Below are 20,793 nucleotides of genomic sequence, written 5' to 3'. Positions count from 1 at the left end.
ATTCGCCTCACCCGACTACGGCTACCCGTCCTGGCTGGCCCGCAGCTGATCGCCTCGACAAGTGCGCGCTGGCTGCAAGTGGTCGGTGTGAGCGCGGCCTTGTTCTGTGCTGGCAACGTGTGGGCCGCCAAGCCTGAAATCGTCATCGATCCGGGTGGCATCGATTCGTCTGCCTTGCAGGCCGTCAACCAGGCAGTGCAGACCATTGCGGCACTGGCGGAAGATCAGGATGGTGGTGAAGCCGCCCGTCTGCGTAGACGGGCGCAAGATGCCGCCATCACCGCCTTGTCGACCGAAGGTTATTTCCGCCCGGAAGTAACGCTGGAGGCAGGCACGGATATCGGCGGCGAAACCTGGGACATCTCGATTGTTCCCGGTGAGCGCGCCATCATCGAAGATGTGCTGATCGAGTTCAACGGTGCCATCACCGGCCCCAAGTGGACCCAGCGCGTGAAGGAATTGCGCGAAGCCTGGAACATTGAAGTGGGCCAGCCGTTTCGCAATGAAGCCTGGGAAGACGCCAAGCGCACCATGCTCGATGGCGCCATGCGACGCGATTTCCCGACCGCATATTGGGCCGACAGCATTGCCGACGTGGATGCCGAACGGGCACGGGTGCGCCTGCACCTGACGCTGGACAGCGGGCCCGCCGTGCATCTGGGCGAAGTCAAGGTGATTGGCCTGAAACGCGTGCCGGAAGGGCTGGTGGAGCGTTATGTGCGCTTTGCGCCCGGCGAACGTTTCGACCGTGGTCAGCTGACTGACTGGCAGCAGGAATTGCAGGGCACGGCGTTTTTCAACGGCGTGAAAATCGATATCGACACCCAGCAGCTGGCTGGTGCGCGGGTTGGCCCGGAAGTTCCACCGGGGGTAGACGCAGGCGGTGGGCCGCTGACCGATGTGACGGTGCCCATCAACGTCGAGGTGACGGAATCCCGCCCCCGGCGCATGAACATCATCTTTGGTATTGATGATGAAGCTGGTCTGCGGGCCGAAACCGTCTACCGCCAGAACGTGGTGCTGGGTTATCCGATTGCGGTGGAGACCGGCTTGCGTCTGGACAAGCTGCGCAAGCTTGGCTATTTCGATGTGCATTTCCCGCCGACTGCGGGCAAGGGCTATCGCGACAGCGTGGGTGTGCTGGTCGAAGATTCCGACATCGAAGACGTGAAGACCAAACGCCTGGCGCTTGGCGGCACGCGTCTGTACACGCGTCGTGCCGGCAACCCGAATTCCCGTGCCGAATACGAAACCCGCCTGGGTGCACGTATCGCGGCCGAAGAAGTCGGCATTCTGGGCATCCCCTCATTCCGTACCAACACGGCCACCACCACGGTCGAATGGCTGCGCCGTGACGTGAACGACAAATACGACCCGCGCGACGGCACCTTGCTGGTGGTCGGTGCGGGCCTGGGTACCGAGCTTGATGGCGGCAATCAGTTCGGTCGCCTGAATTTCCGTGCGCAGCGCTGGTGGACGATTGCCAAACGTGACGTGCTGACGATTCGCGGCGAAATCGGTCAATTGTGGGCGCGCGACCTGTTGCGCGTGCCGCAAGACTTCAGCTATCGAACCGGTGGTGCCCGCACGGTGCGGGGCTACCGTTATCTGGGCCTGGGCCGCGATGTGAACGGCGCGATCCTGGGTGACAAATCCTTGCTGGTCGGCAGCGTTGAATACACGCGCTTCTTTGACGAGCGTTTCGGTGCCGCTGTGTTTGCCGACGCCGGCAACGTGGCCGACAGCTTCACCAACATGGACCTGGCCGCCAGTGTTGGCGTCGGTGCCCGGGTGCGCACACCCGCCGGCCCGCTCAACCTTGACGTGGCCTACGCCATCCGCGATTCCCGCCTGCGCTTGCACTTCTCTTTGGGGATTGCCTTTTGACGCCCGACGTACAGCCTGTTCCGCAACCGGAGGCACCCCGCAAACGGAGCCGCCGCTGGCTGTGGTGGATGGCAGGCGTATTGCTGGTCTTGTTGCTGACCATTGTTGGCGGGCTGGCCTGGTTGCTGGCCTCGACCAACGGTGCGCGCTTTGCACTGAATACCGGCCTGGAGCAATCCGGCGGAACCGGCGTGGTCGACGGCGTACAGGGCACGCTGCTTGATGGGCTGACCATCGAGCATTTCCAGTTTGCCAATCCCACCATCGACCTGAGCGCCGACAAGCTGCGCGTCACCGTCAACTGGACGGCCTTGCGCAACCGCCGCGTGCAGGTCATCGAGCTTGCTGCGCAGCGCCTGTCGGTCAACACCATTTCAGGGCCGGATGACACGCCGTCTTCGGGTTTCCCGGCCTCTATCGGCTTGCCGATCGAGGTCGATCTGGAACGTATGCAGTTGGGCACGCTCGACATTTCACAGAACGGCAAACCCTTGCCGGTATCGATTTCCGAACTCGATGCCAGTGTGGTCGCCCGGCTCGATGGGTATCGGCTGACCTTGAACCGCATCAAGGTGCTTGGCCCTGATGCCGATGCAACCTTGCGTGGCACGGTCAATCTGGGCGCAAGCCAGCCCTTCGATATTCAAAGCGAACTGGATAGCCAGGTACGACAGGGCGAACGGCGCTTCAATGTGCACGCCGGGGCAACGGGTTCGCTGGACGATCTGCAACTGAACCTGCGTGGTGAAGGATCAGGCGTATCCGTCGAGGGACTGGTGCGCGCTGGCCTGCTGGATGGTGGTTTCCCGCTGCGTGCTGCGCGCTTGAATCTGCGTGGTGTTGACCCCGCTGCCTGGGTGCCGGGTGCACCGCGTGCAAGTCTTGAAATCGGCAGCGACCTGAGTGTGGTGACCACCGATCCCAGCGGACAACCACGTCTGCAAGGGCCGCTGTGGGTACACAATGGCGCGGCCGCTGCCTACGACACGGGGGCAATCCCCGTCACGGACGTGCGAGCCATCTTGGCTTTGCCGTTGGCCACGCTGGATGCCGCCCAGCTGTCGGACATCGTGATCCAGTTGCCCGGTGCAGGCAGCGTGAAGGGCAATGTCGATTGGCGTCGGCAGGGTACGCCCGACGCGCCGGTTGATCGGGTGGTCGGCAAGCTGACGCTGGCCGATGTGAACGCCGCATTGCTTTACACCGCAGCGGTGCCCACCAAACTGTCAGGCCCGATTTCTTTCGATGCCAACCAGACCCGGCAGATCGTTGAAGCCGACCTGCGCGAGCAAGGCAACAAGACGCCGCTTGCGCTGCGCCTCAGTGCCAAGCTGGAAAACGAAGTCGTTGATATCTCGCAGGCGATTCTGAGCGCCGGTGATGCCAAGGCCACTGCCAGCGGTCGCCTGGAACTTGCCGGCACACGCAAGTTCGCGGCCAAGCTGGCACTGCAGAATTTCGATCCGGCCCGCTGGGTGCCGGGATGGTCGATGCCGCCCGCCAACCTGACGGCACAGGCCGATGTCGACGGTGCCTTGTCGCCCGCCATTCAGGGCAGCGCGCGCGTCACCGTTGACCCGGCCAGCCGCTGGAACCGCCGCCCCTTGTCCGGCAAGATTTCCACGCGCTTCACGGAAACGACGCTGTCCAACCTGCTGGCGACGCTCGACATTGCCGACAACCGCCTGGCAGTGGAAGGCAGCGTGGGCGGGGACAAGGATCGCCTGGGCTTCGACCTGCAATTGCCCACGCTGGAAGCCTTGTGGCCCGGTCTGGGCGGCAAGATGGCTGCCAAGGGCCAGGTCGTGGGTAATCTGAATACCCCCGTCATCGACACCACGCTCGATGGCAGCCGTCTGAAGCTGCCGGGTGGCGTGGTGCTGGATCGCATTGAAGGCAAGGCATCGCTGGGCAAGACGGGGCAGCGTGTGGCGATTGCTCAATCCCCCGTCAGTGCGGACGTGCGCATCGAAGGCCTGAGCGTCACCAGCGCACCGCAAGCCTCGGTCAGCAAGGCAGCGCTGGTGGTGTCAGGCACGCTGGCCAAGCATGAAGGCTCGGTCGATGCGGAAATCGTTCCTGCACCGCCGCAGACCGAACGCGCCACCATTCGCACCAGCTTCAATGGCGGATGGGGCACAGGTGTGCGAGGCCAGCCGAACGCTGCCTTGACCGGCTGGCGCGGCACAGTGGCCACGCTGGACGTAAAACGCAAACCGGTGGCCGTGGCGCTTACGCGGCCGGTCAGCATCATTTACCTGCCCGACGCACGCAGCCCGGCATGGCAATGGGAAGTGGGTGCCACGGGCATTCGCCTGAGCTTGCCGGAAACCGACCCCTCGGTCATTGAACACGCGGGTTCGCGTGGCGGCGCAGGGCGCTGGGAAACCAAGGGTCGCATCAACGGGCTGGCCTGGTCGCCGGAACTGATGACCGCCTGGTTTGGTGACGGCGGTGTGCGCAAGAAGGAAGTGCCCAACGCGCCCCTGGCCGATCGCCGCATTCTGGTCGATGGCGAGTGGGACTTGCGTTTTGCCGACGCGCTGGCTGGTACGGCGCGGCTGGGTCGTCGCAGTGGCGACGTCTGGATTCCGGGTGACCCGCCGGTGCCGCTGGGCCTGACCGCCTTGCTGGCAGATGTCCGCGCCGAGCCGACGCGCACGCCGGGCCACAGCCGATTGACGGTAGAACTGGACCTGGCTGGTGAACGTATCGGCACCGTCAAGGGACGCGGCGAGGCAGAATTGATCGCCAGCGTCGGTTCGCTGTCGCTCGATGAATCCAAACCCGCGCAGGCCGACCTATCCCTGAATGTGAAGGACTTGGCCTGGTTGAGCCTGTTCACAGGCGACACGCTGGAAGTCGGCGGCCGGGTGGCGGGTGATGTGCGCATCCGTCGTGACGCAGGTGTCTGGGGCGCGCGTGGCACGGTCAAGGGCGAAGGCCTGCGTGTGGTTCGCATTGACGACGGCGTGCGGCTGCTGGACGGTACCTTGCAGGCACGTCTGGTGGACGATCGCATCGTCATCGACTCGCTGCGCTTCCCGTCGGTCATGCGGGCCACCCCGCGCGACGACCGCATCCTGGCCTGGATGAATGGTGCCGAAGCCAAATCAGGCGAAGTTGTCATCACCGGCGAATGGTTGCTGACCGGTGCCAACGGCAAAGCCAAGGTGGTCGCCAAGCACTTCCCCGCCGTGCAGCGCGCGGATCGCTTCATTGCCATCAGCGGCGAAATCAACGTGGAAGCCGCGCCCCGCCGTCTGCGCATCGTGGGCGAAACCACGGTCGACGCGGGCTGGGTGTTCCTGGGTACGTCTTCGCCGGCCACGCTCGATTCCGATGTCGTGATCCGACGCACCACCGGTGAAGCCCCCGCACGCGGCAACAGCACGGGTGTATCCATCGACGTATCCGTAGACCTGGGCAACCGCTTCTACCTGCGCGGCATGGGCATCGACACGGCGCTTGCCGGCAAGCTGCGCATTCTGGGCGAGGGCAGCAACCTGCGCGCCAACGGCTCGGTGCGCACCATTGGTGGTCAGTACGCCGCCTATGGCCAGTCGCTGAGCGTGCGCCGGGGGGTGATCACCTTCCAGGGTCCGCTGGACGACCCGCTGCTCGACATCATGGCCTTGCGTGTCGGCCCGCTGGTGCAAGCAGGGGTGCAAGTGGGCGGATCGGCGCGCCATCCGCGCATCACGCTGGTGTCGGAACCGTCTGTCAGCGACGTTGAAAAGTTGTCCTGGCTGCTGCTGGGCCGGGGACCGGATGATGCTGGTGGTGCCGATGCTGGTCTGCTGCTCAGCGCCGCAACTGCCTTGCTGGGTGACAAGGACGGCGTGCCGCTGGCGCGTCAGCTGGGGGTCGACGAGCTTGGTATCCGTTCCGGCAATGTCGGTAGTTCGCGCGGCTTGTTGCCGGAACGCACGGTGGCGGGCGACAGTACTTCGTCCACCAGCGACCTGGCGACGGAGTTCTTCATTGTGGGCAAGCGCATTTCCGATAACGTCTACGCCAGCTACGAGCAGGCGCTGGCGGGTCGGGAAGGCGTGATCCGTCTGAGCTATCAGATTTCGCGACGCCTGCAGCTGGTGGGGCGCGGCGGCACCATCAACGGCGTTGACCTGATGTACACGGTGTTGTTCGGCAACTGACCGGTGACTGAACTCCCGCCGTCGCCACGGCCCTGCGGTCGTGGCGGCGGAAAGTCCGCCATTGCGTCTACAATTCGGCGTCTTTTACCGTTGTGCCGGCTTGTCGGCGCATGCATTTGTCCCAAGGCCCGACCATGAGTATCAAGAGTGACCGCTGGATTCGCCGCACTGCGCTTGCGCACGGCATGATCGAGCCGTTCGAGCCCGGCCAGGTGCGCGAGGTCAATGGCCAGCGCATCGTCAGCTACGGCACCAGCAGCTATGGCTACGACGTACGCTGTGCCGATGAATTCAAGATTTTCACCAATATCAACTCGACCATTGTCGATCCCAAGGCATTCGACGAGAAATCCTTTGTCGACTTCAAGGGGCCGGTGTGCATCATTCCGCCGAACTCCTTCGCCCTGGCGCGCACGGTTGAATACTTCCGCATTCCGCGCAGCACCCTGACCATTTGCCTGGGCAAGAGCACCTACGCGCGCTGCGGCATCATCGTCAATGTCACGCCGCTCGAACCCGAATGGGAAGGCCACGTGACGCTGGAGTTCTCGAACACCACGCCGCTGCCAGCCAAGATCTATGCAGGCGAGGGCTGTGCCCAGTTCCTGTTCCTGGAAAGTGACGAAGTGTGCGAAACCTCGTACAAAGACCGTGGTGGCAAATACCAGGGTCAACAGGGCGTGACGCTGCCGCGCACCTGACCTGAAACTCGCAGGCAAGCCACGACGCCCGGCCTGACCGGGCGTCATGCTTTCCGAGTTTGTGCTGCACGACTTTTCTGCACTGCTTTCTGCACCACCCAAGGTTGCATTCTTGCAACGATAAGTACATCGCACAGGCGTCAGAGGCCGCATGCACGTCGGCTATTCGCATTCCTGACACCTTTTGTTGAGAACCTTGGGGCCGTTATTACATTGCTGGGCGCTTGCGTCCGCGCCGCTCCTGGTCACGCAGTACACTCGCCGCTGCGTTCGCTTTTCCGCCCGAGGAACCCCCATGAAGTTTCGTTTTCCCGTCGTCATCATCGATGAAGATTTCCGCTCCGAGAACTCGTCCGGTCTTGGTGTGCGCGCGCTTGCCGCTGCGCTCGAATCCGAGGGAATGGAAGTTCTGGGGATCACCAGTTACGGCGACATGTCGTCGTTTGCGCAGCAACAAAGCCGCGCCAGTGCGTTCATCCTGTCGATCGACGACGAGGAATTCGGTTCCGGCATTCCGGAAGACGTCGCCAATGTGGTCGCCAAGCTGCGCACCTTCATCAGCGAACTGCGCTTCCGCAACTCCGAAATCCCGATCTACCTGTACGGCGAGACGCGCACCTCGCGCCACATTCCGAACGACATCCTGCGTGAGCTGCACGGCTTCATTCACATGTTCGAAGACACGCCCGAATTCGTGGCGCGTCACATCATCCGTGAAGCCAAGAGCTACCTTGAATCCCTGCCCCCGCCGTTCTTCCGCGAGCTGGTCAAGTACGCACAAGACGGTTCGTACTCGTGGCACTGCCCGGGTCACGGCGGCGGTGTTGCCTTCCTGAAAAGCCCCGTGGGCCAGATGTTCCACCAGTTCTTCGGTGAGAACATGCTGCGCGCCGACGTCTGCAACGCGGTCGATGAACTGGGTCAGCTGCTGGACCATACCGGCCCGATCGCGGAATCGGAACGCAATGCGGCGCGCATCTTCAACGCCGATCACTGCTACTTCGTGACCAACGGCACGTCCACGTCGAACAAGATCGTCTGGCACAGCACGGTCGCCACGGGCGACATCGTGGTGGTTGACCGCAACTGCCACAAGTCGATTCTGCACGCGATCATCATGACCGGCGCGATCCCGGTGTTCCTGCGCCCGACGCGCAATCACCTAGGCATCATCGGCCCGATTCCGCTGGACGAATTCCGCCCGGAAAACATCCAGAAGAAGATCGACGCCAATCCTTTCATCAAGGACAAGAGCAAGAAGCCGCGCATCCTGACGCTGACGCAAAGCACCTATGACGGCGTGGTCTACAACGTCGAGACCATCAAGGGACTGCTGGGCGACACGGTCGATACGCTGCACTTCGACGAAGCCTGGGTGCCGCACGCTGCCTTCCACCACTTCTACAAGAACATGCACGCCATTGGTGTGGACCGCCCGCGCAGCAAAGACGCGATGGTGTTTGCCACCCACTCCACGCACAAGCTGCTGGCCGGTATTTCGCAGGCCTCGCAGATCATCGTGCAGGAATCGGAAAACCGTAAACTGGATCGCCACATCTTCAACGAGGCGTACCTGATGCACACGTCCACCTCGCCGCAGTACGCCATCATTGCGTCCTGCGATGTGGCGGCCGCCATGATGGAAGCCCCGGGTGGCCCGGCGCTGGTCGAGGAAAGCATCTTCGAGGCGCTGGACTTCCGCCGCGCCATGCGCAAGGTCGATGACGAATTCGGTGACGATGACTGGTGGTTCAAGGTCTGGGGTCCCGAAGCGCTGGCTACCGATGGCATCGGCGAACGTGAAGACTGGGTTTTGAAGCCCAACGACGACTGGCACGGCTTCGGTGGTCTGGCCGACGGCTTCAACATGCTGGACCCGATCAAGGCCACGATCATCACCCCGGGCCTGGATGTGTCGGGCAAGTTCGGTGAAACCGGCATTCCGGCATCGATCGTGACCCGCTTCCTGGCCGAACACGGCGTGGTGGTGGAAAAGACCGGCCTGTATTCGTTCTTCATCCTGTTCACCATCGGCATCACCAAGGGCCGCTGGAACACGCTGCTGACTGCACTGCAGCAGTTCAAGGACGATTACGATCGCAACCAGCCGATGTGGCGCATCCTGCCCGATTTCGTACGCGACCATCCGCAGTACGAAAAGGTCGGCCTGCGCGACCTGTGCCAGCGCATTCACGACATCTATCGTGAAAACGACGTGGCGCGCATGACTACCGAGATGTACCTGAGCGATATGGAACCGGCCATGAAGCCGTCGGACGCCTTCGCAATGATGGCGCACCGGGAAATCGAGCGCGTCGAAATCGACAAGCTGGAAGGCCGTATCACTGCCGTGCTGCTGACCCCGTACCCGCCGGGCATTCCGCTGTTGATTCCGGGCGAGCGCTTCAACCGCACGATCGTTCAGTATCTGGAATTCGCGCGCAAGTTCAACTCGCAGTTCCCGGGCTTCGAGACCGACATCCACGGCTTGGCCGAAGTGGAAGACGAACACGGCAAGACCGTCTACTACGTGGACTGCGTCAAGACCACCTGATGTTCGATGTTGCCGTGATTGGCGCCGGCGCGGCCGGCATGATGTGTGCCGCGTTGGCGGGCCAGCGCGGCCGCCGCGTGGTGCTGATCGACCACGCCACCAAGCTTGCGGAGAAGATCCGCATTTCTGGTGGCGGTCGCTGCAATTTCACCAACAAAGATGCGGGACCGGCCAACTACGTGTCGGCCAACCCGCATTTTTGTCGTTCAGCCTTGTCGCGGTATACCCCGGCCGATTTTCTTGCCTTGATGGCCAGGTATCGGCTTGGCTGGCACGAAAAGCATCGCGGCCAATTGTTCTGCGACGAAAGCAGCGACGCCATCATTCGCATGCTGAAAAGCGAATGCGATATTGGCCACGTGGAATGGCGCATGCCATGCAGCGTGGAATCGGTGGTGCAACAGGAAAACGGGTTTTTGCTGCAAACCAGCAGTGGGCCGATACGGGCAAAGTCCTTGGTGATTGCCACAGGCGGCCTGTCGATTCCCGCCATTGGCGCAACCGACTTCGGTTTCAAACTGGCGCGTCAATTTGGCCTGAAAATCATCGAGCCTCGCCCCGCTTTGGTGCCGCTGACCTTCGATTCGGCATCGTGGACGCCGTTCGCGCCGCTGGCCGGTGTGGCGCTGGAAGTCGATATTCGCACCGGTGCAGGCAAGACCGGCATGCATTTCAAGGAAGATCTGCTGTTCACCCATCGTGGCCTGTCCGGCCCGGCGGTGCTGCAGATTTCTACGTATTGGAACCCTGGGCAGCCGATTCAGATCAATCTGCTGCCGGGTGTAAATCTTGCCGAGGCCTTGCTCACCGCCAAGCCCGGTAACCGCCAGCAGGTTGGCTCGGTCCTGGCTGGTCTGCTGCCCCGTCGCCTTGCAGAGCAATGGTTGAGCGCGGATGTGGCCGGTGTAGGTGCGGATTTTGCTGCGCAACGCATTGCTGATGTGTCGGACAAGTCGCTCAGGAAGCTGGCAGACAGTTTGCAGAACTGGCAGGTCGTTCCGAGCGGCACGGAAGGCTACAAGAAAGCCGAAGTCACGCGCGGCGGTGTCGACACCAAAGCGCTTGATCAGCAGACCATGGCGGCGCGCAGCGTGCCGGGTCTGCACTTCATTGGCGAATCCGTGGATGTCACGGGTTGGCTGGGCGGCTACAACTTCCAATGGGCCTGGGCATCGGCATCGGCCTGCGCACAAGCCGTTTGAGCGCTTTACTGGGGAATGAATGACATGCCCCCTCACCGCCAAGGTGAAAGGGGAGCTGGCTAGTCGGGGAAGTCTTGTGGTTGCTGCTTATGACATCGCGGTACCTGTAGGAACGGATGACGATCGTTATCGTGCCTTGTTGCGCGCGCTTGACGATGGCTTTTGTGTGATCGAAGTCATTCTTGACGATGCCCAGCGCGGCATCGATTATCGATTCGTCGAAGTCAACGCGGCATTCGAGCAGCAGACCGGGCTGACCAATGCGATCGGCAAATGCATGCGTGATCTGGCCCCCGATCATGAAACCCACTGGTATGAAACCTACGGGCGGGTGGCCGTCACCGGGCAGACCTTGCGTTTCGAGCATCGTGCCGATGCCTTGGGGCGCTGGTATGAGGTGATTGCCTTTCGAGTCGGTGACCCTGCCGCACGTACCGTCGGTGTGTTGTTCAGAGATGTTCGCCACCGCAAAGCCCATGAAGAAGAAATGCAGGCGCGTGTTCAAGCGCGCACGGCCGAACTTGAACAAGCACACGCGCAATTGCGTCACGCTCAGAAAATGGAAGTCGTCGGCCAACTGACCGGCGGTATTGCACACGACTTCAATAATCTGCTGCAAGGTATTACCGGCTCGCTTGAATTGATTCGTCGGTATATTCGGCAGGGTCGTATCGATAATCTCGAACGGTTGATCGAAGGGGCGATGGGGTCTGCCGAGCGCGCCGCGTCATTGACGCATCGCCTGTTGGCATTTTCGCGTCGTCAGCCGCTCGATCCACGCACCATCGACGCCAATCCGCTGATCGCGTCGATGGAAGAGCTGCTGCGTCGCAGTCTTGGCAGTCGTATCAACCTGGAAGTCCACGGCGCTGAGAATCTGTGGCTGACCTTGTGCGACGCCAACCAGTTGGAAAGCGCGATTCTCAATCTGTGCATCAATGCACGCGATGCCATGCCTGAAGAGGGCAACCTGTATATCTCCAGCTCCAACGTGGTGCTGGATGCTGGCGAGGCGCGCCGCCTGGGCGATATCGGGCCGGGGCAGTACGTGCGCATTGCCGTCAGCGATACGGGCATGGGCATGTCGCCAGACACCGTGTCCAAGGCGTTCGAGCCTTTTTTCACGACCAAGCCCCTGGGGCAGGGTACAGGCCTGGGTCTGTCGATGATCTACGGTTTTGCGCGGCAGTCGGGCGGGCAGGTGCAGATCGACAGCGCGCTGGGTCGAGGCACCACTATCAATCTGTACCTGCCGCGTTATATCGGTGAGCCGTCCCGGTGCAATCGGGCGGTCGATACGATCGAGCCAACACCGGCAAGCAACGAACTGGTGCTGGTGGTGGAAGACGACGACGTCATCCGTTCCCTGATCGTCGAGACCCTGTCCGACCAGGGGTATCGCATTTGCGAGGCAGCCGACGGCCCGGCTGGTCTGGCGGTGTTGCAGTCACGCAGGGATATCGACCTGCTGGTGACCGACATCGGTCTGCCGGGCCTGAACGGCCGGCAGGTGGCCGATGCGGCGCGGCTGCTGCGGCCCGGGCTTCGGGTGATGTTCATGACGGGTTACGCCCAGAGCGCACTGTCCGACAGCGAGCTGCTGGAACCCGGCGTTGAACTGATCACCAAGCCGTTTGCCATCGACACGTTTGTGCGACGCATAAGAGGCATGCTGGACGCCTGAGCCTTGGGTTGGGGATGCCACGTTCGCGGCATCCCCGAACCCGATCAGGCAGGCAATGCCACCGGCGCAAGCTCGATGCCTTGCAGCAGCACCGGAGCCACGCCTTCAGCGTGCTCATTGCTTTCCGAGAAATTCAGCAGCAACGAGGCCCGCGAAGCACCGTTATCCAGTGCCGTGCGCCAGAAGGCCTGGCCTTCAGCATCGGCGGCGCGATTCAACACCTGCGTGTACAACATGTTCACGTAGGCAGTGTTGTCGAGTTGATCGATGGCACCGACCCGGGCAGTGAATTCAACCGAATTCAGGAACGCGTTGGCCACGCTTTCCAACGCATCCGGATTACCGTCGAGCGCATTCACCCAGAAGCTGATGCCATCACGATCCGGGGCACGTCCCAGCAGACCCTCGTAGAGTCGATAGGCTTGTCCCGGCGCGGCATCCACATCGAAGGCCAGTGTGCGATCGCTGAACACCAGGCGTTCGACACCAGACAAGGTGTTGGTGCCAGTCGGCCCGGTCACGCTGGTCGGCAGGCCATCGCTGCCCAAGGTGATGGTGAAGGCCGAACTCACGCCGCCAAAGCTTGCGTGATCGCGTCCGTCGCCACCAGTCAGTGTGTCGTTGCCGCCACCGCCGATCAGCATGTCATTGCCCGTGCCACCCAGCAGGATGTCGTTGCCCGAGGTTCCCTGGGTAACACCCCCTTCCGGAGGGGCAGCGATCGGCGTTGCGGGCGGCACCGGGGCCGGCGGCTGCGTCGGGGTCGGTGTGGTCGATGTGCTCGTCAGATTCAGACCGATCAGCAGCGGATCATGGTCAGACACGCGGGTGATCACATTGCTGTCGTAGATCGACGGGTCGCGGCTGAAGTCCAGGTTGTAGTCCAGCGCGTCGGCATCGTCGGAGTTCAAGTGCCACTGCGTCACGTTGGTGATCTGGCTGTTCAGGCTGCTGCTGGCCAGCACGTAGTCCAGGGTGCCCAACTGACCGTCGAACACATATGAGTACGGCTTGGTCAGGCGATCTTCGACGTTGACGTAACCCGCATCGGCCAGCAGCTTGATCGGATTTTCTTTTGCGTAGGCGTTGAAGTCACCCAGCAATACCTGGTCGGCGTCGCTGGAGCCAGTAGGGTTGGTGGCCAGCCATTTGGTGATGGCGGTGACGGCAAGTTCGCGCTGGTGGTTCCAGGCACCGGCACCATCCAGATTGTCCGCGTTGGCAGCGCCGCCTGCCGGGGTGGCCGAGCCTTTGGATTTCAGGTGACTGACGACGGCAGTGAACTGTTCCCCGGTGGCGATCTCCTCGAAGGTGACGGCCAACGGATTGCGGCTGGTGCTTTCACCATCGAACACCCGATTGAGGGCGCTTTGGTCCAGCAGTGCCTGGCCGCCATCCAGCGTGGCAAGCGTGGCGTCATTCAGCTTGGCGACGGTGGTGCCTGCTGCGATTTTCACGACAGCCGGTCGATAGATCAGTCCCACCGCGATGGCGTCGCCGCCCACGTGTTTGCTGCCGGGATCGACCCAGGCGTAATGATCGGCCGGGTTTGGCAGCTTGGCGTTCAACTGGTCGACCAGGTAGTCCAGCGCGTTGCCGGCTGCGTTGTCTTCGAAGTTGTTCTCGATTTCAACCAGACCGAGTACATCGGCATTGAGTTTGAGCAGCGTGTTGACCAGCTTGTCGGTCTGGCGCGTGAATTCTGCCTGGTTGTTGGCCCCGCGCGGTGCCAGGCCGACCTCGGTCTGTGCGCCGTTTTCATTGAGCGTGGTGAAGTAATTCAACACGTTCAGTCCGGCCAGTTTCAGGCGGCCGCCAACATCTTCGGGTTCGTCCACGCGGGTGTTGACCCGGTTCACCGTCACGCTGCCGTCTTCCACCGAGCGCACGCGCCAGGCGTTGGAAAAATAGTCCAATACCCCCGTCAGACCGTCGATGGTGTCGCCCATGCGCGGGGCATTGGCCGTGTTGTAGCCGGCAAAACCGTCCAGGTTGCCGATGGGTGCGTTCTGAACGCTCAGGCCGTCGTCATAGACGATCTGGTTGGCACCGATCGCCCTCAGGTGCGCGTCGTATCCAGCGGTGCTGGGTGCATTTTCTGCCGTGAACTGGAAGGGGCGTTCACCCGCGGTCAGCGTGATCTGACCATATCGATCAAGGTCGAATTGCTCGGTGATGGTGAGCTTGTCGGTCACGCGTACCAGCATGCTTTCGTAGGCTTTCAGGTCAGGCTGGTACTTGCCTGCGGTGGCGACCACGTCATTGGCCGGCAAGCTGATCTCGACGGCAAGTTCTGCTGCCACGTCCGTGACGGCCTGTGCTTGCACGACGCTGATCTGTGTTGCCGTGATCTGCGTCTTGCCGCCGAATTCGCTGACGGTGCCGGTGACCTTCACGCGGTCACCCACATTCACATTGGTCTGCGTGGCACCCGAGCCTTCATAAATGAAGATGCCCTCGGACGTTGCTGCATCGCTGTCGTGATTGGCCTTTTCTTCCTGCATGAAGAAGCCGCCGAGATCGCGCTTGGCGTCACCGTCACCATTCTGGAAGTCGCCGAACACGATGGCTTCGATGGTGACGATTTCACCATTACGGGCGTTGGTAGCCCCGGTGCCCTGGATCGCATGAATACGCAATTCCGCAGGCGGCGCAGCAGTCTCGACCTGGACCGTTACTGCGGCCGACGCATTGGTGGCGGTGTCGGTCAGTGCACCTTCGTCGAGCACGACCTGGTAAGTCTGGGTACCGGCCAGATTGTCGGTCGGGTTGATGCGCACGTTTCGACCATCGAGCGTGATCTGCGCGTCCACCGTCTGTTGATTGTTGTCCAGCAGGCGGACCTTGCTGGTGTCCAGCGTCACAGCTTCGTTCACGCGCAGCACGATGTCGGCGGCGATCTGCAGGCCCGATACGCTGGTGGTGATCAGCTGTGGCGGTGCTGTGTCAGGGCCGGGTGCGGTGAAGCTCTGGTTGTTGTTCAGCGCGTCTGGTGTGCTGGTGGCGGACGCGGCCCAGGTGAAGTCGCTGTACTGGTTGCCGGTGCCGCTCAGCTGCAACGAGGTGCCTGGGACGGTGGCATTGGTTTCCGAGACGCTGACGTTGGTGCTGGTCATGCCATTGGCCGGGCCTGCGCCAGCCGTGATCACCCCTTCGTAGCTGAGAAACTGCACCACTTGGTTGTCGCTATCGACCAGCGCAAAACCGTCGGAAGGGCCGTTCTGGATGCCGTCGGTGACGCCCGGCAGGAAACGCAGTGCGCCCATGCCGTTGGACAGGTCCGGCATCGTGCCGCTCAAGGGGATGGTGCGGTAGACCACCGCAGCGTTGACGTTTGACCCGCCGTTGTAGAGGACCAACGACCAGCCAGTCAGGTCGGTGCCGGCAGCGCCAGCCACCTCGATGAATTCGCCCTGGTCACCAGCGCTGGCATTGTCGTAATGAAATTCGTTGATCCACACAGTCACAAGAGGCACTCCGTTAGGGGCCGAGGCATCTGCTGTCGTCGAGACGCCTGGCCCAGTCGCGTAATAAGTAAGAGGGCCGGACTATGGGTTCCTTACATTAAGCTGACGTGACCCTTGCGTGACATTTGCGTGCGGGTGTCATGTTTGCCATCTGCCCTAGCCGGGCTTTTCTTGGTATTCTTCGTCCCGCTGTCGACGCATCACGCGGGAGAGCGCATGCGGCCGGGAAACCCGCCGCCATGCCGCCGAAGGCGCAATTCGCCCAGAATCGCTCAGGCTCCAATACCGCATCGTGTGCCGTGTTCGCACGGGACAGCACTCTGGAGAGAGTCCCCACAGGCCAGGCCTGTCGCGGGACCGCCGAAGGTGCACACCGGCCCCCCGCCACGCGGGCGACGGAAAACTCTCAGGCAAAAGGACAGAGGGGCGTGAGACAGTACGAATTACTGCTTGCAGTGACGTGCTGTCATTCCCCCTATACGCCCTTGCCTTGCTGGAGTTGCCGTGTCGCATGCCTTGAAACAAACCCCGCTTCATTCAGAACACGTCGCCCTGGGCGCCAAGATGGTCGACTTTGGCGGTTGGGACATGCCCATCGCCTATGGGTCGCAACTGGACGAACACCACACCGTGCGTCGTGACGCCGGCATGTTCGACGTGTCGCATATGCTGAACGTCGATGTCATCGGTCCGCGTGCCCAGGCTTACTTGCGGTTGTTGATCGCCAACGACGTGGCCCGCCTGAGCCTGCCTGGCAAGGCCTTGTACTCGTGCATGCTGAACCCGCAGGGTGGGGTCATCGATGACCTGATCGTGTATTTCTTCACGCCCACGCACTACCGCGTGGTGGTCAATGCCGGCACCGCCGACAAGGACATCGCATGGATGCAGCGCGTGGCAGCTGCACAGAACTGGGACGTCACCATCACCCCGCGCCGCGATCTGGCGATGATTGCCGTGCAAGGCCCGCAGGCCCGCGCCAAGGTGTGGGCCGCGCGCCCGGCCTGGGAAACCGTGACCGACGCGCTGGGCGTGTTCTCGGCCGTGGAAGCGGGTACGGCCCTGGTGGCACGCACCGGCTACACCGGTGAAGACGGTTTCGAAATCGTGGTGCCTGCCTCTGAAGTTGCCGAGCTGTGGCGTGACCTGATCGCCGTTGGCGTGAAGCCTTGCGGCCTGGGCGCACGCGACACGCTGCGTCTGGAAGCCGGCATGAATCTGTATGGCCAGGACATGGACGAGCTGGTCTTCCCGGCAGAAGCTGGCCTGACCTGGACCGTGCACAGCAAAGACGCCGAGCGCCGTTTCATCGGCCGCGACGCGCTGGAAGTTTTCGGCGGCACACGCCGCATGCATGGCCTGAAGCTGCTGGAGCGTGGCGTGATGCGCGCCCACATGCGCGTGGAAACGCCGCATGGTGATGGTGAACTGACCAGCGGCAGCATGTCGCCCACGCTGGGCGTGTCGATCGGCTTTGCGCGTCTGCCCGCAGGCGTTGCAGTCGGTGATGTTGTCCACGTCGATATTCGCGGAAAATTGGTCCCGGCCCAAGTGTGCAAACTGCCGTTTGTGCGCAATGGTGCTGCCGTAGACCACGCGTCGGCCTGATCGCCGCGCTAGCCCCGTTTTTCCCTTTTTCCCATGGCGCGGCGAGCGCTGCGCCGCCATCGGAGTACCTCATGAATCTGCCCACCGATCTGAAATATGCCGCCACCCACGAATGGGTCCGCGCCGAAGGTGACGTGTTTGTCGTCGGTATCACCGACCCCGCACAAGACCAGCTGGGTGACCTGGTGTACGTCGGCGACGTCAAAGTGGGTGCCACGCTCAAGGCTGGCGAAACCGCTGGTGTGGTCGAGTCGGTCAAGGCCGCTTCCGACATCTACGCCCCGGTTGACGGCGAAATCGTTGCCTTCAACGAAGAGCTGGAAAACAGCCCGGAAACCCTGAACGCAGCCCCGTACACCGCCTGGATCTTCAAGATCAAGCCGGCCAATCCGGCTGACATCAGCAAGCTGCTGGACGCATCGAGCTACCAGGCTTCGCTGGACGCCTGAGCGTAGTCCAGCTGCGGGCCTTGGCTCGCAGCTGGATGGCTTCGAACTTACGACCCTCTGCTCCCAAAGCAGGTATGCCTTGCGCCAGCAGCGTTTCGACTGGCGCTGGTTTGTCGGTTCGACGTCGTTTTCGTATTTCCCCATTCGTTTTTCCTGATCCGACCCCTGGATCATTTCCCGCAGGAATCCCTTCATGTTGCGCACGCTGGAAAGCCACGCCGAATTCATCACCCGCCACATTGGTCCCACGGCGGACGAACAGGCCCGCATGCTGGCCACCGTTGGCGCAGACAGCCTGGACGCGCTGATCGACCAGGTCGTGCCGCCCGGCATCCGCGAACGTGCGCCGCTGGCCTTGCCCGGCCCGCGCAGCGAAGTCGACGTGCTGGCCGAACTGGCTGAAATCGGCGGGCGCAACACCGTGCTGCGCAGCTTCATCGGCCAGGGCTACTACGGTACTCACACTCCGCCGGTGATCCTGCGCAACATCCTGGAAAATCCTGCCTGGTACACGGCCTACACGCCGTACCAACCCGAAATTTCGCAAGGCCGCCTGGAAGCGCTGCTGAACTTCCAGACCATGGTCACCGACCTGACCGCGCTCGACATCGCCAACGCATCGCTGCTGGACGAAGGCACCGCTGCCGCCGAAGCCATGACCCTGGCGCGCCGTGGTGCGAAGTCGCGCAGCAACGTGTTCTTCGTGTCGAAGTTCTGCCATCCGCAGACCATCGAAGTGGTGCGCACGCGCGCCGAAGGCCTGGACATCGAACTGGTGATCGGTGACGAAGCCGAGGGCGTGCCCGAGTGCTACGGCGCGCTGCTGCAATACCCGCAATCGCTGGGTCGCGTCGTGGACTACCGCGCACTGACCGCCACCCTGCACGAGCGCGGCGCGGTGGTGGCCTGCGCAACCGACCTGCTGGCGCTGACCGTGTTGTCGGCCCCTGGCCAATGGGGTGCCGACATTGCCATCGGTTCCACCCAGCGCTTCGGTGTGCCGTTTGGTTTCGGTGGCCCGCACGCCGCCTTCATGGCTTGCCGCGATGCCTTCAAGCGCAACATGCCGGGCCGTCTGGTCGGCGTGTCGAAAGACGCGCTGGGCAACTCCGCCATGCGCCTGGCGCTGCAAACCCGCGAACAACACATCCGCCGCGAGAAAGCTACGTCCAACATCTGCACCGCGCAGGTGCTGCTGGCCGTGATGGCCGGCATGTACGCCGTGTGGCACGGCCCGGACGGCCTGAAACGCATTGCAGAGCGCACCCACCGCCTGGCGCGCGTGCTGCGCGACGGCCTGGCTGCGATTGGCGTGTCGGTCGCGCATGGCGAGTTCTTCGACACCTTGCTGGTTGAATCCGGTACGGCGACCGACGCCATCCACACCGCAGCAGAAGCCGCTGGCTACAACCTGCGCCGCGTGAGCAACACGCAACTGGCGGTGTCCTTTGACGAAACCGCTGGCCGCGATGACATCGTCGCCCTGGTCACCGCTTTTGCCGGCGCAGTGGGCAAGCCTGTGCCGACCTTGGACATCGATGCAATGGACGCCGCTGCCGCCGGTGGCGTGCCCGACGCACTGCGCCGCGAAGGCCCGATCCTGACGCACCCGGTGTTCTCCAGCATCCATTCTGAGACCGACATGCTGCGCTACCTGCGCCGCCTGGCCGACAAGGACCTGGCGCTGGACCGCACCATGATCCCGCTGGGTTCGTGCACCATGAAGCTGAACGCCACGACCGAGATGATCCCGATCACCTGGCCGTCGTTCGCCGCCATCCACCCGTTTGCCCCTGCTGTGCAAACTGCGGGTTACCGCACCCTGATCGGCAAGCTGTCGGTCGCCCTGTGCGAAATCACCGGCTACGACGCCGTCAGCCTGCAACCCAATTCCGGCGCGCAAGGCGAATACGCCGGCCTGCTGGCCATCCGCGCCTACCACCGCGCCAACGGCCAAGGCCAACGTGACATCTGCCTGATCCCGTCGTCGGCACACGGCACTAACCCGGCATCGGCCCAACTGGTCGGCATGCAGGTGGTCGTCACCGCCTGCGATGCCCAAGGCAACGTCGACGTGGAAGACCTGCGCGCCAAGATCGCGCAAGTGGGCGACCGCCTGGCCGCGCTGATGATCACCTACCCGTCGACTCACGGCGTGTTCGAAGATGCCGTGGCTGAAATCTGCGGCATGGTGCACGACGCCGGCGGCCAGGTGTACATGGACGGTGCCAATCTGAACGCGCTGGTCGGCATTGCCCGCCCCGGCAAATTCGGTTCCGACGTGTCCCACCTGAACCTGCACAAGACCTTCTGCATCCCCCACGGCGGTGGCGGACCGGGCGTCGGCCCCGTGGCCGTGCGCTCGCACCTGGCTGCCTACCTGCCCGGCGTGGTCGACAACCAAGGCCGCCTGTCGGAAGACCAGCCGGTTGGTCCCGTGTCGGCCGCCCCGTTCGGCTCGGCCGGCATCTTGCCAATCTCGTACACCTACGTCGCCATGATGGGTGCCGAAGGCCTGCGCCGCGCAACGGAAGTGGCGATTCTGAACGCCAACTACATCGCCAAACGCCTGGCCCCGTACTACCCGGTGCTGTACACCGGCCGCAACGACCGCGTGGCGCACGAGTGCATTCTGGACATCCGTCCGATCAAGGAAACCTCGGGCATTGGCGGTGAAGACGTTGCCAAGCGCCTGATGGACTACGGCTTCCACGCCCCCACCATGAGCTTCCCGGTGGCCGGCACGCTGATGGTCGAGCCGACCGAATCGGAAAGCCTGGACGAGCTGGACCGCTTCATCGACGCGATGATTGCGATCCGCGAAGAAATCGCCCAGGTGGAACGTGGCGAGCGTGACCGTGAAGACAACGTGCTGAAGAATGCTCCGCACACAGCAGCGATGTTGCTGGCGGCAGACTGGCAGCATGACTACCCGCGTGAGCAGGCGGCTTACCCGCTGGCGTCACTGCGTCAGAACAAGTACTGGCCGCCGGTTGCGCGTGTGGATAACGCATATGGCGATCGGAACCTGATTTGCAGCTGCCCGCCGTTGGAGAGCTACGTTGAGGTCTGATGGTCGGTAAG

The 20,793-nt window shown here is 62.6% G+C and carries 10 protein-coding genes and 2 riboswitches; of the genes, 9 read left to right on the top strand and 1 reads right to left on the bottom strand.

The window, feature by feature from the left end; genetic code table 11:
* The 6 genes from FXN63_RS22685 to FXN63_RS22660 all read left to right on the top strand — a co-directional run bounded on the left by FXN63_RS22685 (window position 1) and on the right by FXN63_RS22660 (window position 12,185).
* A complete protein-coding gene (locus FXN63_RS22685; RefSeq protein ID WP_425468747.1) occupies window positions 1-1,887 on the top strand; it encodes an autotransporter assembly complex protein TamA in 1,887 nt (628 codons plus the stop codon).
* Between the two features lie 68 nt (window positions 1,888-1,955).
* Window positions 1,956-6,044: a translocation/assembly module TamB domain-containing protein gene (locus FXN63_RS22680; RefSeq protein WP_148817798.1), complete on the top strand. Its 4,089-nt coding sequence runs from the start codon at window positions 1,956-1,958 to the stop codon at window positions 6,042-6,044.
* A 134-nt stretch (window positions 6,045-6,178) separates the two neighbouring features.
* A complete protein-coding gene (gene dcd, locus FXN63_RS22675) occupies window positions 6,179-6,745 on the top strand; it encodes a dCTP deaminase (protein ID WP_148817796.1) in 567 nt (188 codons plus the stop codon).
* A gap of 295 nt (window positions 6,746-7,040) precedes the next feature.
* A complete protein-coding gene (locus FXN63_RS22670; RefSeq protein WP_148817794.1) occupies window positions 7,041-9,299 on the top strand; it encodes an arginine/lysine/ornithine decarboxylase in 2,259 nt (752 codons plus the stop codon).
* Complete coding sequence (locus tag FXN63_RS22665) at window positions 9,299-10,501, top strand: BaiN/RdsA family NAD(P)/FAD-dependent oxidoreductase (protein WP_148817792.1); 1,203 nt, start codon at window positions 9,299-9,301, stop codon at window positions 10,499-10,501. Before FXN63_RS22670 ends, FXN63_RS22665 begins: the two co-directional genes overlap by 1 nt.
* A gap of 19 nt (window positions 10,502-10,520) precedes the next feature.
* Window positions 10,521-12,185, top strand: a complete 1,665-nt coding sequence (locus FXN63_RS22660) for an ATP-binding protein (RefSeq protein ID WP_148817790.1) — start codon at window positions 10,521-10,523, stop codon at window positions 12,183-12,185.
* A gap of 44 nt (window positions 12,186-12,229) precedes the next feature.
* On the opposite strand, the gene FXN63_RS22655 is transcribed toward FXN63_RS22660, so the two are convergent.
* Window positions 12,230-15,652, bottom strand: a complete 3,423-nt coding sequence (locus FXN63_RS22655; protein WP_148817788.1) for an ExeM/NucH family extracellular endonuclease — start codon at window positions 15,650-15,652, stop codon at window positions 12,230-12,232.
* A gap of 195 nt (window positions 15,653-15,847) precedes the next feature.
* A riboswitch (glycine riboswitch) is annotated at window positions 15,848-15,950 on the top strand.
* 12 nt (window positions 15,951-15,962) lie between these two features.
* Window positions 15,963-16,084: riboswitch (glycine riboswitch) on the top strand.
* Window positions 16,085-16,156: 72 nt separating this feature from the next.
* On the opposite strand from FXN63_RS22655, the gene gcvT reads away from it, so the two are divergent.
* The 3 genes from gcvT to gcvP all read left to right on the top strand — a co-directional run bounded on the left by gcvT (window position 16,157) and on the right by gcvP (window position 20,782).
* Window positions 16,157-17,260 carry a glycine cleavage system aminomethyltransferase GcvT gene (gcvT, locus tag FXN63_RS22650; RefSeq protein ID WP_148817787.1) on the top strand — a complete coding sequence of 368 codons (1,104 nt, stop codon included), beginning with the start codon at window positions 16,157-16,159 and terminating at the stop codon, window positions 17,258-17,260.
* 71 nt (window positions 17,261-17,331) lie between these two features.
* Complete coding sequence (gene gcvH / locus FXN63_RS22645; protein ID WP_148817785.1) at window positions 17,332-17,709, top strand: glycine cleavage system protein GcvH; 378 nt, start codon at window positions 17,332-17,334, stop codon at window positions 17,707-17,709.
* Between the two features lie 193 nt (window positions 17,710-17,902).
* A complete protein-coding gene (gene gcvP, locus FXN63_RS22640) occupies window positions 17,903-20,782 on the top strand; it encodes an aminomethyl-transferring glycine dehydrogenase (RefSeq protein WP_148817783.1) in 2,880 nt (959 codons plus the stop codon).
* Window positions 20,783-20,793: the final 11 nt, after the last annotated feature.

This window comes from Pigmentiphaga aceris, assembly GCF_008119665.1.
GTDB lineage: Bacteria > Pseudomonadota > Gammaproteobacteria > Burkholderiales > Burkholderiaceae_B > Pigmentiphaga > Pigmentiphaga aceris.
Note: the sequence above shows the minus strand (reverse complement) of the source record. Positions and strands in the feature narration are given on the sequence as shown.